14 protein-coding genes and 1 riboswitch are annotated in these 15,739 nt (G+C 39.8%); of the genes, 11 read left to right on the forward strand and 3 right to left on the reverse strand.

Annotation, left to right across the window (positions count from 1 at the left end; translation table 11 throughout):
* Window positions 1–180 precede the first annotated feature (180 nt).
* Window positions 181–298, forward strand: a riboswitch (SAM riboswitch).
* A 192-nt stretch (window positions 299–490) separates the two neighbouring features.
* The gene (gene metK / locus FQ087_RS00255; RefSeq protein ID WP_149578575.1) at window positions 491–1,687 is read left to right on the forward strand and encodes a methionine adenosyltransferase; all 1,197 of its coding nucleotides are present in this window, start codon (window positions 491–493) and stop codon (window positions 1,685–1,687) included.
* A gap of 187 nt (window positions 1,688–1,874) precedes the next feature.
* Here the strand turns inward: metK and FQ087_RS00260 are convergent, their stop codons facing one another.
* Window positions 1,875–2,387 carry a gamma carbonic anhydrase gene (locus FQ087_RS00260; RefSeq protein WP_149578576.1) on the reverse strand — a complete coding sequence of 171 codons (513 nt, stop codon included), beginning with the start codon at window positions 2,385–2,387 and terminating at the stop codon, window positions 1,875–1,877.
* Between the two features lie 119 nt (window positions 2,388–2,506).
* On the opposite strand from FQ087_RS00260, the gene FQ087_RS00265 reads away from it, so the two are divergent.
* From FQ087_RS00265 to FQ087_RS00290, 6 genes are all read left to right on the forward strand, one after another.
* Window positions 2,507–3,295: an alpha/beta hydrolase gene (locus tag FQ087_RS00265; RefSeq protein WP_149578577.1), complete on the forward strand. Its 789-nt coding sequence runs from the start codon at window positions 2,507–2,509 to the stop codon at window positions 3,293–3,295.
* 41 nt (window positions 3,296–3,336) lie between these two features.
* Entirely contained in the window at window positions 3,337–3,930 is a 594-nt protein-coding gene (locus FQ087_RS00270) for a histidine phosphatase family protein (protein WP_370456019.1), read from the forward strand.
* Between the two features lie 531 nt (window positions 3,931–4,461).
* Window positions 4,462–6,465: a methyl-accepting chemotaxis protein gene (locus FQ087_RS00275; RefSeq protein WP_149578578.1), complete on the forward strand. Its 2,004-nt coding sequence runs from the start codon at window positions 4,462–4,464 to the stop codon at window positions 6,463–6,465.
* A 328-nt stretch (window positions 6,466–6,793) separates the two neighbouring features.
* Window positions 6,794–7,321 carry a signal peptidase I gene (gene lepB, locus FQ087_RS00280; protein ID WP_149578579.1) on the forward strand — a complete coding sequence of 176 codons (528 nt, stop codon included), beginning with the start codon at window positions 6,794–6,796 and terminating at the stop codon, window positions 7,319–7,321.
* Window positions 7,318–7,905 carry a nucleoside/nucleotide kinase family protein gene (locus FQ087_RS00285; RefSeq protein ID WP_149578580.1) on the forward strand — a complete coding sequence of 196 codons (588 nt, stop codon included), beginning with the start codon at window positions 7,318–7,320 and terminating at the stop codon, window positions 7,903–7,905. Before lepB ends, FQ087_RS00285 begins: the two co-directional genes overlap by 4 nt.
* Window positions 7,902–8,450, forward strand: a complete 549-nt coding sequence (locus FQ087_RS00290; protein WP_149578581.1) for a GNAT family N-acetyltransferase — start codon at window positions 7,902–7,904, stop codon at window positions 8,448–8,450. The genes FQ087_RS00285 and FQ087_RS00290 overlap by 4 nt, the downstream gene beginning before the upstream one ends.
* Before the next feature lie 382 nt (window positions 8,451–8,832).
* Here the strand turns inward: FQ087_RS00290 and FQ087_RS00295 are convergent, their stop codons facing one another.
* Both FQ087_RS00295 and FQ087_RS00300 read right to left on the reverse strand, forming a co-directional pair.
* On the reverse strand, window positions 8,833–10,212 hold the full coding sequence (locus tag FQ087_RS00295; RefSeq protein WP_149578582.1) for a sensor histidine kinase: 1,380 nt from the start codon (window positions 10,210–10,212) through the stop codon (window positions 8,833–8,835).
* A 9-nt stretch (window positions 10,213–10,221) separates the two neighbouring features.
* Complete coding sequence (locus FQ087_RS00300; RefSeq protein ID WP_149578583.1) at window positions 10,222–10,932, reverse strand: response regulator transcription factor; 711 nt, start codon at window positions 10,930–10,932, stop codon at window positions 10,222–10,224.
* Window positions 10,933–11,150: 218 nt separating this feature from the next.
* Here FQ087_RS00300 and FQ087_RS00305 point away from each other — a divergent pair, with 218 nt between their 5' ends.
* From FQ087_RS00305 to FQ087_RS00320, 4 genes are all read left to right on the forward strand, one after another.
* A complete protein-coding gene (locus FQ087_RS00305) occupies window positions 11,151–11,918 on the forward strand; it encodes an ABC transporter ATP-binding protein (RefSeq protein WP_149578584.1) in 768 nt (255 codons plus the stop codon).
* Window positions 11,905–13,740, forward strand: coding sequence for an FtsX-like permease family protein (locus tag FQ087_RS00310; RefSeq protein WP_149578585.1), 1,836 nt, complete (start codon window positions 11,905–11,907; stop codon window positions 13,738–13,740). The genes FQ087_RS00305 and FQ087_RS00310 overlap by 14 nt, the downstream gene beginning before the upstream one ends.
* A 20-nt stretch (window positions 13,741–13,760) precedes the next feature.
* A complete protein-coding gene (locus FQ087_RS00315) occupies window positions 13,761–14,126 on the forward strand; it encodes a YxeA family protein (protein WP_149578586.1) in 366 nt (121 codons plus the stop codon).
* 209 nt (window positions 14,127–14,335) lie between these two features.
* Entirely contained in the window at window positions 14,336–15,310 is a 975-nt protein-coding gene (locus FQ087_RS00320; protein ID WP_149578587.1) for a DUF418 domain-containing protein, read from the forward strand.
* Window positions 15,311–15,739 lie beyond the last annotated feature (429 nt).

Genomic DNA, 15,739 nt, shown 5'->3' on the forward strand with positions numbered 1-15,739 from the left:
AGTATGTACCGTCCTTTACATATAGTCCCAATCAATTGGGTGTCATAACATTATTGAATTAGTATAACACATTAAGAATAATAAACTATACTAATTGAAACCTCAAGTATTATATGCTAAATGGGTAAAAAGAATTGACATGCATTGAGATTTTTCGTAGCATATATAGTTGAACGGATACTCTTATCCCGAGCTGGTGGAGGGGTCAGGCCCAATGAAACCCGGCAACCTGCAAAGACGTTTTGTCTGCGCGAAGGTGCCAAACCTGTAGCAAGGCACAGTCCTTGTATGATAAGAGTGAAAGGTGCTTTTGAAATCATGCCTTTCCTCATGTATTATTACGTGAGCGAAGGGCTTTTTATATGATATCGCCCTTAATCCTCGTGTATAGAGCTCGCAATGGCTTGTAGTCTTTTCTTCATTATGAAGAGACTCTACATGGGACATATGAGTACCGTATCAATCTCGTAGGATATAAGGAGGAAATAAAATGACAAACCGTAGACTTTTTACTTCAGAATCGGTAACTGAAGGACATCCAGACAAAATGTGTGACCAAATTTCGGATGCTATTTTAGATGCCATATTGGCAGAAGACCCGAATGCACGTGTTGCATGTGAAACGACAATTACAACAGGACTTGTCCTAGTTGCAGGGGAAATTACGACGACGACATATGTCGATATTCCGAAAGTTGTCCGTGAAACTGTTAAAGAAATTGGCTATGTACGTGCAAAATACGGGTTCGATTGGGAAACATCTGCAGTTCTTACTGCAATCGATGAACAATCAGCTGACATTGCTGCAGGCGTTGACCAGGCACTTGAAGCGCGTGAAGGTTCAATGACAGAAGATGAACTTGAAGCGATTGGAGCAGGTGACCAAGGTTTGATGTTCGGTTATGCTTGCAATGAAACACCGGAACTAATGCCGTTACCAATTAGCTTAGCCCACAAATTATCATTCCGACTTGCACAAGTGCGCAAAGATGAAACACTTACGTATTTACGCCCGGATGGAAAAACGCAAGTCACTGTTGAATATGATGAAAACAATAAGCCCGTACGAATTGATACAATTGTTATCTCAGCGCAACATCACCCTGAAACATCTCTTGAACAAATTCAGCGTGATATTAAAGAATTCGTTATCAATCCTGTCGTACCAGAGAACTTGATTGACGAAGACACAAAGTACTTCATTAACCCAACTGGCCGTTTCGTAATAGGGGGGCCACAAGGAGATGCGGGTCTAACTGGCCGTAAAATCATCGTCGATACATACGGTGGTTACGCGCGTCATGGCGGCGGCGCGTTTTCAGGGAAAGATGCGACTAAAGTGGACCGTTCAGCTTCATATGCGGCTCGTTATGTTGCGAAGAACATCGTCGCTGCAGGACTTGCAGACCGTTGTGAAGTCCAACTTGCTTATGCAATCGGTGTAGCACAACCCGTCTCTATTTCTATCGATACGTTTGGAACAGGTACAGTCGAGGAAAGCAAACTTGTTGAACTTACGCGAGGACTGTTTGACCTTCGTCCAGCAGGTATCATAAAAATGCTTGATCTACGTCGTCCAATATACAAACAAACGGCTGCGTACGGTCACTTCGGCCGCACAGATATCGATCTGCCATGGGAACATACAGACAAAGCTAAAGAATTAAAAGAACTGGCTGCGAAGTAATTTGCTGTACACGCTGGAAGCAGGGGAATTTCCTTGGCTTCCAGCGTTTTTTTGATAGGGGATTTAAATTAGTGTCCATTGTACAGTTCAGCATCATTGTCGCGTAGCTTGCGAAATTAGTTGTAGTATGGAGCAGATTTGTTTATTCATGAAAAAAGAAGAGCCGCCTATTAGGGCAGCTCTTCCGTTATTTTTGCAGGCTCTTATAGTATTGTCCTTTTTCTGCGTATTCCCGAACAACCCTCTCCATATCTGCGCGATCTGCGTCATTTAGCTCACGCACAACTTTTGCTGGAGACCCAAGCGCCAGCATATTCGGGGGAATCTTCTTACCAGGTGGTACCAGACTGCCTGCGCCAATGAATGCGCCCTCGCCAATTTCAGCACCGTCCAAAATAATGGAACCCATGCCGATAAGTGCTCCTTTTCTCACCGTGCAACTATGCAGCGTTACTTGGTGTCCGATTGTTACTTCGTCTTCAATAATAAGCGGGAACTGCGGACTCTGATGAAGGCAACACAAGTCTTGAATATTTACTTTTCGTCCAATAATTGTCGGCGATACGTCACCGCGGATTACCGTATTGAACCAAATTGTCGATTCGGGACCTATCGTCACATCTCCTGAAATCGTTGTGTAATCGCCAATGAAGACAGACGGATCAATTACCGGTGTTTTTCCGTTATAAGGATAAATCATGATGCTCTCCTCTTTTCTTTATGTAGTGTATAATTATCGTAACAAAGATTAGGTTTTTATTGTAGATAAATGGGGAAATATATAGATAAAAGAACAATATAGATAAGGGGTAGATGACCATGTGGAAATGGGAAGCTGAGGGTCAGCCGAAAGCAGTCGTGGCCATCGTCCATAATGTGTACGAACATCATAGTAGAAATGCATGGCTAATTCAGAAACTTCGAAACAGCGGCTTTCACGTCGTTACAGGTGATTTACCTGGACATGGTGTAGGAGGCGGAGGAGAAATCCATGATGAACAATTTACTACATACGCTAAATACGTGGAGAAATTAATAGCAGTCGGTCTCGATGATAATTTACCTTTGTTCATTTTAGGACATGGAATGGGTGCTACCTTCGTGATGCGTCTATTACAGCGAAAGAAAATAGAATGCGCAGGGGTTGTTTTCAGCTCTCCATGGTTAGCGTTGCGTCATCAGCCGCCTAAATTTTCGAGCGTATTGACAAAATTCTCGTCATCCATGAAATTGAATCATAAGATTGACATTGAGATGTTAACACGCAATAGTGATTTATATGAAGAAGCAAAGCAAGATGACTTTTATACAGCTGAAAGCACCGTAGCCTGGTACAAAGAGTTACAGGCATTCATGAAATTGGTGGTTCAGAATGAAAGAAGTATTCATGATATACCAGTACTTATGCATATTGCAGAAGATGATAAAATCTCAGATATAGCACTCGCTAAGAAATGGTTAATCCGACAGGAGCTTTCTGAGTTTCAATATAAGCAATGGAAACGGTTGTATCATGACGTTTATCAAGAACCGGAGCGTGAGGAAGTTTACTTATATACGGAATCATTTATGAATAATGTGCTAAGATCACTCGGATATGTCGTATGAGAACACTTGAAATTGACTGATAAATACATTTAAAGTGAGGGGTGTTTACGATTACGATAATTGGATTTGTACGTCATGGTGTTACCGCGTGGAACAAAGAAGGTAGAGCGCAAGGGAGTACAGATGTCCCACTTGACGAAGAAGGAATTCAGATGGCGCACCGTGTAGCGGAAAGGCTTTCCGGCGAACAATGGGATGTTATTTACACAAGTCCTTTAATTCGTGCTGCAAAAACAGCTGAAATCATCGCGGACAGTATGCCTACTATCCGTCTCTTATCAGACAATCGCCTGCGGGAATCAGGTGGCGGCTTGGTTGAAGGAATGACGGAAAATGAGCGGGTAAAAAAATGGGGGCACTCGTGGAAAAAGCTCGAACTCGGTTTCGAACCCCAGGAGGAAATTATTTTACGTGGGCTTGAATTCATAAAGGAAATGAAAGAATTGCATCCTGATAAACGAATCTTAGTTGTCAGTCATGGTGGATTTATTGGTCGATTGATAAAAGAGCTTGTTCCTTACAAAGATTTAACTGTAGACTTGCAAAACACATCAATCACTATTATTAAACTGCAAGAAGATAGAAACCTATGCGAGTTGTTTAATTGTATTAAGCATTTACAAATTGTTGATTGAAAAAGCGCCAGCTGTTGGCGCTTTTTTATTTTGTATAAGAAAAGCGCTGGAAGGCCTTAAGATAAAGGCGTTCTTTGCCTTTAACTTAAGGACTGAAGACAGAAGAAGGCAGCCTAAGTTTGAGACGTCCTGTCGCAACAAGGAGGGATGAAGTTCAATCCCTCCCAGCTGCATAACCCACTTCGTGTGGGTCCAGGGGCTAGGCGCTGGAGTCTAGACAGTAACGAAAAGCGTAAGCGCCTTGGTAGACCCGAAAAGCGCTAGAGGGCCTTAAGATAAAGGCGTACTTTGCCTTTAACTTAAGGACTGAAGCGACTCGAGGGGCTAGGCGCTGGAGTCTAGACAGTGCTCCATATGAAAAACCTATGATTTATCTCTAAAACAAGTCAGGGTTACGACACTTTTTATTCTAAATAATTATAATGATCTAATAATCAGTTGATATAACAGACTATTAGACTATAATTGAAAAATGGGATCTACTAATCAATATGACTAAGCAAACCCTATTTGAGGAAGGAGAGAGTGAAAATGAAATCGATTCGCACAAAAATTGTATTAGGCACTTTTCTACTATTTTTCATTTCAATCACATTAATTTACGTGGTTGTCAGCATGCAAATGGAGAAAAATGCTACTGAAAATATACTGAACAACAGCAAAGTAACTGTTGAGGAAATGAATCATTCCATTCTGAATTTCCTTATGCAGTATGAAAATGCGTTAGGGATTTTAGCCGAAAATAGTAGTGTCATTGATTATATCGATACGCAAACTGGTAAAGAAGATATGACAGATCTTCTTGATAAAGGTATGCACGATGCATTTTCTACATATAAAAATCAACTAACTGAAACTGAGGCTATCTATTTCGGGTTTGAAAATAAACACACAAAACTTGTTGGAGATACGCCTCCGCCTGTTGGGTATGATCCAACCTCGCGGGGATGGTATCAATTAGCGAAAGAAAATCAAGGTCAAATCGTCTGGTCGGATCCCTATGTGGACGCATTTACAGGTGGCTATGTTATTACAGTTGCAAAGGGGATCATGAAAAATGGTGAATTTGTTGGTGCAATTGGCGCCGATCTCTTGTTGACATCACTTTCAGACCGCATCGGTAAAACGGATCCAGGATTCGATGGTTATCAGTTCATTTACGACGCGGCGGGTGTAGCAGTCGTTCATCCCGTTACGCAAGGTGAAAGCAGTATCGAAGAAAAGCAGGTTGCCTCCATGTATGCCGAAGGGAACAAGGATGGAATAATGGAGTTTAGTGAAAATGGTCGAAAAAAGATAGGTGTATATAAGACAGTTGATAGTTTTAACTGGAAAATAGGGGCGGTCTATGATGTGGCTACCATTAAGGGCTCTGTCACTGCTGCACAAAATACAATTATACTCATTTCGCTTACTACTGAAGTAGCAGTCATTATAATTTTATGGCTATTAATTTCGCAGCTTATTAGGCCACTGTATGCACTTCAATCCGCGATGGATGAAATGGCTGATGGAAACCTAAGCGCATATGCGGACGTTAAATCTAAAGATGAATTTGGGCAACTAGCCAACAATTTTAATGCGATGACTTCAAAAGTTCGTGACGTTATTATGCTTGTTAATCGTTCTGTAGATGAAGTTCGCCTAGCAGCTGAAAGCTTGAGTGCCTCTGCAGAAGAGACAAATGCCGTTAGTGAGCAGATGGCTGGAGCGATCGATGACATTGCATCGGGTGCAACGAAATCTGCACATGATACAGAAGATGTGACGCAAACAGTCGACCAACTAAGCACACAACTCATTGGGATTCAAGAAAAAGTGGGTATCATGACTGACATTGCGTCGGAAACGGAAGAAGTCAATAAAAGCGGGCTCAGCCAAGTCAATCAGCTTCAATCATCATTTGATAGTTGGAAGTCGAATTTGCAATCGATGGCAGATGTCATTGGAGAATTGGAAACAAAAGTAGGCGCAATCGGAGTTGTCATGGAAACGATTACCCAAATTTCTACGCAAACGAACTTGTTAGCGCTCAATGCGAGTATTGAAGCTGCACGTGCAGGCGAACATGGTAAAGGCTTTGCAGTCGTTGCTGATGAAGTGAGGATACTCGCTGAACAATCTGCACGCGCAACAGAGAAAGTAAAAGCAACCGTTCAAGAACTTCAAAATGGCTCTCGTCAAGTTTCCGTGCAAATGAGAGAAACCGGGGAGACATTCGAGGAACAAGGTAAAGTTGTGCAAGCTACACAAATTACGTTTGGAGATATTTCTGGACTCATGAACAAGCTAGAACAATCAATCAGTAGTGTCTATGATGAAGTAAATATAGTTGTCGAACATAAAGAAACGGTCATGCAGACGATTGAAACAATGGCGGCGACAGCTGAGGAAACGGCGGCAGCAAGTGAAGAAATCAGTGCATCGACAGACGAGCAGCTTCGTGCAATCCGTGAAGTAGCACAATCCGCGGATACTTTGTCGGGCTTAAGTGACCAGTTGCACGTCGCAATAAACCATTTCAAAGTACAATAATAGTGGCTTTCTGGGAATTTGAAAGGTTTTATTTAGAGATGAAAACGAGTGAATTAACAGAGAGAGTTGAAGCTTAATCCAAATCTGTTAGCGGTTCTGTCTTTGGACGGAACCGCTTCACTAGTAGGCGATAAAATGGAATCGTCTATTGACGTACTTTTTCACTTACGCAACATCGTGGTATATGGAGAGGGATTTTTAAAATAACAATCTTTTAAGTTGGGCAGGAGTTTAGGAGAAAGAATAGAATATAGAGCATAGTAGTGTGAAAAAATAGAAACATGAAGTGTTTAGATAATATGAATAATACAGTGGGTGGGGGTGTCATATGAAGGAAGGCGGTAAAAGTGAGCTCATTTCGTGGATACAATCATTAGCAATTGCATTTGTCATTGCAATTGTCATACGTCAATTTTTATTTACACCAGTTGTCGTCTCTGGTCAATCGATGCAGCCGACTTTTGAAAATGATAATAAAGTAGTCATTTCTAAAATTTTCAAGATTGAACGATTTGACATGATTGTTTTCCATGCACCGGATTCAGAAGACGATTTCATTAAGCGGGTAATTGGTCTTCCCGGGGATGTCGTCCTCATGAACAACGATAAGCTTTATGTAAATGGTGTGGAGTATGAAGAGGACTATGTGCAAGCGAATAAAGCTGAAATTTTTGAAGGGCAAAAGTTAACACAAGACTTCGAAGTGGAAGTACCAGAAGGCTCTTTATTCGTGCTAGGTGATAACCGAAGAAACAGTACAGATAGCAGAATCATCGGATTTATCGACGAAAAATCAGTCGTTGGTTCAGTGAAGTTTAGGTTCTATCCATTTCGTGAAATGGGAATACCGAAATGAAAAATCACTCTAAGCGTTCCACTCTCATTGGAATTGATGGTCTTGGCGGATCGGGAAAATCGATGTATGCCTATCAATTGCAGCGACAGTTAGAGGGCTCATTGATCTTGCACCTTGATGATTTTGTACACAAAAAGGAAGTTCGTTATAACGAGAATTATGAAGAATGGTATTGCTATTATCATTTACAATGGCGGTATGATTATTTAATACAAAAAATACTGCTACCATTGAAAAGTGGTTTGGATGTGAAGGAAACAATCGAAGTCTATAACAGAGAAACTAACAGTTATATGCTACGGGAAATTGAAATCCCAGTGGGAACATCAGTAATCGTTGAAGGGGTTTTTCTACAACGCCCTGAACTGAGACCGTATTTTGAAACAGTAATCTATCTAGAGGTGGATAAAGAGACGAGGTTAAAACGTATCTCAGATAGGGACATTTATATAGGGAATAAGGAAGAAATCGCTATAAAGTATGAACAACGGTATTTTCCCGCGGAGGAAAAGTATATAGAACAATGTAAACCGTTAGCCTTGGCAGATATAGTTGAAATTGAAGTGAAAGAGGGGCTACTATGACATTTCCAATTTTAACTACGCAACGACTTCGATTGGCTGAAGTGGAACCTGAACATGCGACTGCACTATTCACCATTTTTGCTAACCCCGAAGTAGTTAAGTATTACGGCATGGATCCAATGTTCGAGTTGGCTCAGGCGGAAAAAATTATTGGGCATTTTAAAAGTACTTATGAAACAAAAAGGGGAATGCGCTGGGCGATTATCATAAAAGACGGGAACCAGTTTGTAGGCACAATTGGATTGAATAACTTGGCGCTCGGTATGAAAAAAGCTGAAGTCGGTTTTGAAATACACCCTGACTTTTGGAGAAGTGGTATTACTTCGGAGGCACTGCATGCAGTATTGGATTATTCGTTTGAAGAACTTGGATTACATCGCATGGGGGCAGTCACATTTCCGGCAAATGGTGCATCGATAGGGCTTCTGAAGAAAAATGGCTTCGTTGAAGAAGGAAAGTTAAGAAGTTATTTATTCCAAAATGGAGATTCCCACGATGCGATGATATTTTCAATCCTGCATACTGATTGGAATCTAAACCAGTAAGGAGATTGTAAAATGAAGTTACAATGGATGGATAGTGAGATAGACAAAAATGCCACAACACGGAATTTGTGTTGTGGCATTTTGCTTTTCTTATCAGGTGGTTTGACAAAAATAAAAGTACTCATCAATTTTAATTATAGGGCACGTTTTATGGATTCTCGCTCTCTGAATGGGTATTAAAAATACCTAGGACTACTATTAAACCACCAATCGTTTCTAACCTGACAGGTGGGCGTTATTTTTTACGCTTACGTTCATAGAGGTTTTGCGGCTGGATTCCAAAGTCCAACTCCTCGTTGCCCTGCTTGCGTGGCAAAGAACGCCGCTTCGATGGTTCCTCTTACGGCTGTCGTTGCAGTTCGGCCCCCTGCGCTTTTGCACTTTATTCACTCAGTCGAATTTTCACCATTGTTCCGCTACCCACTTCACTTGTTAACCTAACACTTCCACCATGCGCTTCAACGATATCCCTGGCAATAGCCATGCCGAGACCGGTTCCGTGAATGTTCTCGGTATTCGTTCCACGGTAGTACCGTTCAAAGATTTGGTCCAAATCATGTGCTGCAATGCCTTTTCCGTTATCTTCAATGGAAATGCCATCAATCGTGACACGAATTGCGATAGAAATTTCTTCATCATTGTGAATAATCGCATTATAAATCAAGTTTAAAATGGTGCGCTTCATAAGATGACGATCAATTTCCCATGTTAAGTTAGGTTCTTCACCAATGAAGGAAATATCGTATTTAGCAAACTGCGGCTCATTCAATAACTCAATCACCAGTTCTCGTACAAAGCTTTCGATACGTGTTTCCTTTAAGGTTAAAGGCATTTCCTGATTGCGTAAACGTAATGTCAAATTAAAATCATCCAGCAGTTCCTTCATATAAATAGATTTTCGACTGATGACCTCGGCAAACTCCAAACGCTCCAAATACGTTACTTCTTGCTCACTTAATAACTCCGCATATCCTTGAATGGAAGCCAGCGGTGTTTTCAAGTCATGGGATACATGGCTAATCCATTCTTTACGCATCTTTTCAAGCTTCATTCGTTCATCATCATGTGTCTGTAGTGTTTCGGAGACATCATTCAAATTGGAAAATACAGACTGATAAATACCCGTTTTCCCGGTTTCTTGAACAGTAAAGTCACGTTTTTTGAGCTGCGCTATTCGATTAATCATAAATGAAATAGGTTTTGTTAAAACTGCGCTAAACAGTAATCCTACAAGTATCACAATTACTAAATCGACAACAACGATAAAAAGTAATGCCTTAGTTACATACGAAAAAACAGATTGTGCATTTACCATGAGCACTGCACGCTCTTCTTTGGAATCTAAGACACCAATCAGATAGCTGTAAGAAACAAACTTCCCAATAAAGTAGGTTGTAAACGTATCATCCATATACTTATATCTGTGCACAAGTTCAATCGGGCTATAATGTGTCGGTAAATCATTCGGTGTGAGCGCAGCTGCGACAACCTCTCCATTGTCATCTAACACTTGAATCCATCCACCAAATTCTTGAAGTGCTATCACACCTTCATCTGAAATAACTGGTTGACCATCTTCAAGCGATAAGTAGCCGCTGAAATGACGTGTAAAGCCTTCTCCCGAATTACCGGAAACGTCATTGATGCCATGTGTATTCTGATAATAAAGAATGCCAATCAAAATGAATGTATTGATGAAAATAATGATGAAGACAATACTGAGCACAGACACTAAATAGCGTGTAGTCAATTTCCATTTCACTTAAATCACCTATTTCACTATCAATTTATAACCAAGCCCTTTAATAGTTGTAATAAAGATTGGCTTTGACGGATTATCCTCAATTTTTTCACGCAGACGTCTGATATGAACCATTACCGTATTATCTGCCCCGTAAAAGTCTTCCCCCCAAACACGCTCAAAAAGTGTTTCTTTACTTAAAATCCGATTGGGGTTACGCATAAAGCACGCCATTAAGCCGACCTCTTTTGCCGTTAATTCAAGTGAATCACCGTCTCGTAGTACTTCTGTTTCATCGTGGGTAATTGAAAATGGACCCACGGCAATTGTTTCAGGTGTATTTGATGGACTGGACGTTTGGGTCTCATAATACCCGACTCGTCTAAGCTGTGCTTTTACACGAAATGCCACCTCTTTCGGGCTGAATGGTTTGGTAATATAATCATCACCACCTATAGCTAGTCCTACAATTTTGTCAATTTCATCTGACTTAGCAGATAAAAACAATACAGGAATATGTGAGACTTCGCGTATCTTCTTGCATAAATCATAGCCCTCGCCATCGGGTAATGTTATATCCAAAATGGCAATACTCGGCGAAAACGTTTCAAACTTCTCCCAGCCTTCTTTTATAGAGCCTGCCATTTCTATCTCTGAAAACCCTTCCTTCATCAGCGCTGTTTTCATCAGATGACATAAATCACTTTCATCATCCACCACTAAAATACGCGGTTTTTCCATTTTCCACACATCCTTTTCGAATTTGTAGTGTAAGTGACTACTCCTTCGTTACAGTATAAAGCAATTGGGGATGAAGGTAGAACAAAAGCTGGTTTCGCGTACCTATTCTTAAAAATATCCAGATAGATTTCTATTCCTTAAGGATTTTGTAAGATAGCCGTGACTTTAGCGTCAGGTCTGCCCGATATAGTAAAAGGAGTCGAAAGAGGTGTGGATGAATGAAACCATTATTGATGGTACGAAATGTTGAAAAAACGTATGGAAAAGGTGCGAATAAATATAAGGCACTTGATCATATTTCATTTGAGATTGACCATGGTGAATTTGTCGGTGTAATGGGTTCTTCAGGAGCAGGGAAATCAACCTTGTTGAATGTGCTTGCAACTATTGACTTGCCGACAAGAGGTGATATTTTCATCGGCAATGATAATATCGCGAAAATGGATGCGGAAGAACTCGCAGATTTCCGGAGGGATCATCTCGGCTTTATATTTCAAGATTATCACTTACTTGACTCACTGACAGTTCGCGAAAATATCCTTTTACCACTGGCGATTGCTAAAAAGCCAGCCGCAGAGATTAAGGAACGTGTAGAAACAATTGCCCGCACATTCGGCATTTCAGAGCTACTAGACAAATTTCCTTATCAGATTTCAGGTGGACAAAAGCAACGAACAGCTGCAAGTCGTGCGTTAATCTCAAATCCTAAGCTAATTTTTGCAGATGAACCAACAGGGGCATTGGATTCAAAATCGGCAACGGATTTGCTGGGAAGTTTAAGTACCTTAAATACTGAGCACGAAGCAACTATCATGATGGTTACACACGATGCATACGCCGCAAGTTTCTGTCGCCGTATTTTATTTATCAAAGACGGTAATCTATCGAAAGAGTTATTCCGTGGTATGAAAACACGCAAGCAATTTTTTCACATGATTTTAGAAGAGCTTGCACACATAGGCGGTGATGTGCATGACATTATTTGATATTGCGTTAAAAAATATTCGTCGCAACTTAAAAAGTTATTCACTTTATATCGGATCGACCATTTTTTCAATCATTATTTACTTTACATTTGTGACACTTAAATATAGTGAGGATATACAATCACTCGCTGAAGCATCAAAACAAATTAAAGGCATTATGAGTGTTGCAGCGTTTGTATTAATGATTTTCGTCGCGATATTCATTGTCTACTCGAATTCATTCTTTATGAAAAAAAGAAAAAAGGAAGTTGCCCTCTATTCACTTTTAGGTGTCCGTAAACGTTCCATTGGCTCCTTATTATTCTTTGAAAATATGGTCATCGGAATACTGTCACTCGCTGTTGGCATAGGGCTTGGTTTTTTGTCCTCACAGGGATTACTGACAATTTTGGTGAGTTTGATGGGACTGGATATTGATATAGGATTTGCATTTTCAATCAATGCAGTGATGAATACACTGATTGTTTTCTTCATCATCTTTCTTTTTACATCACTCCAGGGCTATCGTGTAATTTATCAGTTCAAGTTAATCGATCTATTTCATGCCTCGCAAAAAGGAGAGGAATTACCCAAAGCTCGTATTATCGCAGTTTTTTTAGGTGTGTTAATGGTAACTGCAGCTTACTGGCTCGCGTTACAAGATTTGATGACATCTGACATTTGGCGGAAATTGGGACTAGCGATGCCGCTTGTGATTATCGCTTTGACAGTGATTGGCACATACTTACTATTCCATAGTGTACTTGTATACGTACTATCGACGATGAAAAAACAGGAGCGCTGGGCATGGAAAGGGCTTAACTTAATGACGGTATCACAGCTATTGTACCGAATTCGTGGCAATGCGAAAACACTTACGATTATTGCTATTTTAAGTGCCACGACGATTACATCAGGTGGTGCAGTATTTGGAATTTACTACAATGCTGAAAAGAATGTATTGACCGATTCGCCTTATACATTTATGTGGGAGGGTACCCCGCAAGACATTGACCCGGAAATCATTGAACGGGAAGCAATCATAAAAAGCAAGACACTTCGTGTTGTAACGGACGAACAGGAAATGGAATATGCAGTCATTAACCAATCTACATTCGAAAGACTAGCGAAAGACTTAGAATGGTCGGATATTCAACCGTTTACGCAAGATGAGATTGTAATGATTGACGCAAGTTACGATGAACGTTGGTCACAAAAGAATGACTCTGTAACAATTGAAGGAACGAAGTATGAGGTGGCGAAGTTGTATGACTTGGCTATCCTTAACACAATGACTTTTGGTGCAAGTGCCATTGTCGTATCAGATCAGTTATTTAACGAGATTAACGAAGTCGAAAAAACCTATCATGCTGTACAAGTAAAAGCCTTTAAAAGCCAACTTGCACTATCAAATAAGTTAGCGATGTCGACAGAAAACTTCTCCAGCGCAACACAAAATTATAAAGATTCGATTCAAGCATTCGGTTCTCTGCTATTTGTTGGTAGCTTTTTAGGACTCGTTTTCCTTATCGCAACAGGTAGTATCATCTTCTTCAAGGTGATGACTGAAGCAGAGGAAGACAAAGAAAAGTACATGATTCTTCGTAAAATAGGGGTTTCAAACAAAGAAATGAAGCGTACGATTCGTGGTCAGATCGGAATTGTATTTACAATTCCGCTCATATTGGGAATTTCTCACGGTGCAGTTGCATTAACCGCATTCTCAAGTTTACTCAATATGGACTTCCTTGTACCCGTCATCATTTGGATGGTAGCGTACGCAATGATTTATTCAATTTACTATTTCGTCAGCGTGCGCAGCATTCATAAACTAATTCAGTAAAATTATCTGGAGGGATAAACATGAAAAAATTATTTATAGGGATTGTAGTAGCAGTAATAGCAGTAATAGTCGGGGCCATTATTATACTAACAGTAGTCGATGTTAACCGATTTGGGAAAGACAATGCATATGTACAAATTACAACTACTACCACAGTGGATGAAGCAAAATTAAGCACTGGTGAAATCTTGAAAAGTTACTGGTATACACTACCGGCATACGACGAAAATGGCAAAAAGATTGACGTGGAATTTTCAGCGTCTAAAGAGCTACGTCAAGATGCATATTTAATGTTATATATTAAAAATGGGAATGACGTAACATCCTACGATGAGGTACAGTTAAATGATATTCCTGAAAAAGCAAAAAAGAAAATTGAAGGCTAAAAGGGTAGATAAAAATGCAAGCTTAAATGAATGATTCCGTACGACAGCTAGTGTAATTTCGATTAAATGGGACACCCCCCTAAGCCTGAAGCAAATCAGTTAGGACTATGGGGGGGCAATCTAAGTACTGCGGCTATTTTGAGTAGAATTTTCAGTCAACCAATAGAATATAAGTGACAGATCACACTGCTTCAAGAAAGGAAATTTTAATGCATAACAACACAGAAAGAATTTATTCGATCGATATCATTAGAGGATTTGCGATTATGGGGATTTTTTTAATAAACATCAACTCTTTTATATCTGAAGAAGCATATAGAAATTTACAAGGATCTTTATACGCTATCTTTACCGGTTTATTCATACATGGGAAATTCCATTTTATCTTTGCATTTCTATTCGGAGTTGGAGCTACTATTTTCCTCTCGCGTTTGGAGAGTAAAGGCTTAAGTACGTGGACTTATATACGTCGAATGCTTTTGTTATTTGTCTTCGGAATCGTTAACGTTGCGTTTTCAGCCCCTGACGTATTGATAGGTTACGCAGCCATTGGCACTTTATTGTTAGTGTTCATTCGCTTGAACAAACATTTCATTTTGGGCTGTGCATTATTTTTAACATTCTTCGTAGATATATATACACTTGTTCATCACTTTACTCCATTGTCAATTCCGGGCGAATTATTAAGTCTATTTGTAGTTGGACAAACGTTGGGTCATATGTTGTTGGGGTCTGTTTTATACAATTATGGTCTATTCGATGTAAAAACAAAGAAGCCATTGATAAAAATGATTTTTATAAGTACTGTTATTTTATCGATAGGCATATTGTGGTTACAAATAGAATTACATTTAAAATTCACTTTTTTTGTAAGTATTATTGGATTAATGTATATCACAGGCGGATTGCTTCTTTTGGAGCACAAAAGAGTCCGTACCCTTTTTGCAAGCGTGGTTCCATACGGTCGAATGTCACTGACAAACTATATTTTGCAAACCATTTTTGGGGTAACAGTCATTGCTTCAATGGTTTCGACACCTAAAGATGCTATAATCTACTGTGCTCTACTATTTACTGCACAACTACTATTTTCAAACGTATGGATGAAGCACTTTTACTTTGGACCGTTAGAATGGTTATGGAGAATGGGTACATACAAGTTTGTTCCGAAAATGAAAAGGTGAGAAGCGCACTAAAAGTGTATCCGTGGGTATTCCTAAAGTCGAATTTGATGTGCTTATCAAAACGGAAGAAACAGACGAGCGCTTTCATTTATTAAAAAAGGTTGTCGAAAAAAGATTTCCCGTCACGAAAATGATGATTTACAACTTGAAGTAGTGCACATCAAAATTAAATAATTTTATTGTCATTTTTCCACACTACCCGCTGAGAGATCAAATCGATTCGTGATTAGACGCATCTCTGTTCCTCGGCTATCGTTAATATCAACGATGCTAAAAACGAAGAGAAACTGAGTGTAGTTTGCAAGTTCTCGCCTACAAGAGCAGCCTCCATGGCATAAAAACTTTCTTTCCCACTAAAAAGGACTTTTTCTTTTCGGTTTCAATTAATGCAACACTAGTGTGCTTCAATGATCTAATGACTAATTATAT

This window comes from Sporosarcina sp. ANT_H38, from assembly GCF_008369195.1.
In the GTDB taxonomy this organism is placed as follows: Bacteria; Bacillota; Bacilli; order Bacillales_A; family Planococcaceae; genus Sporosarcina.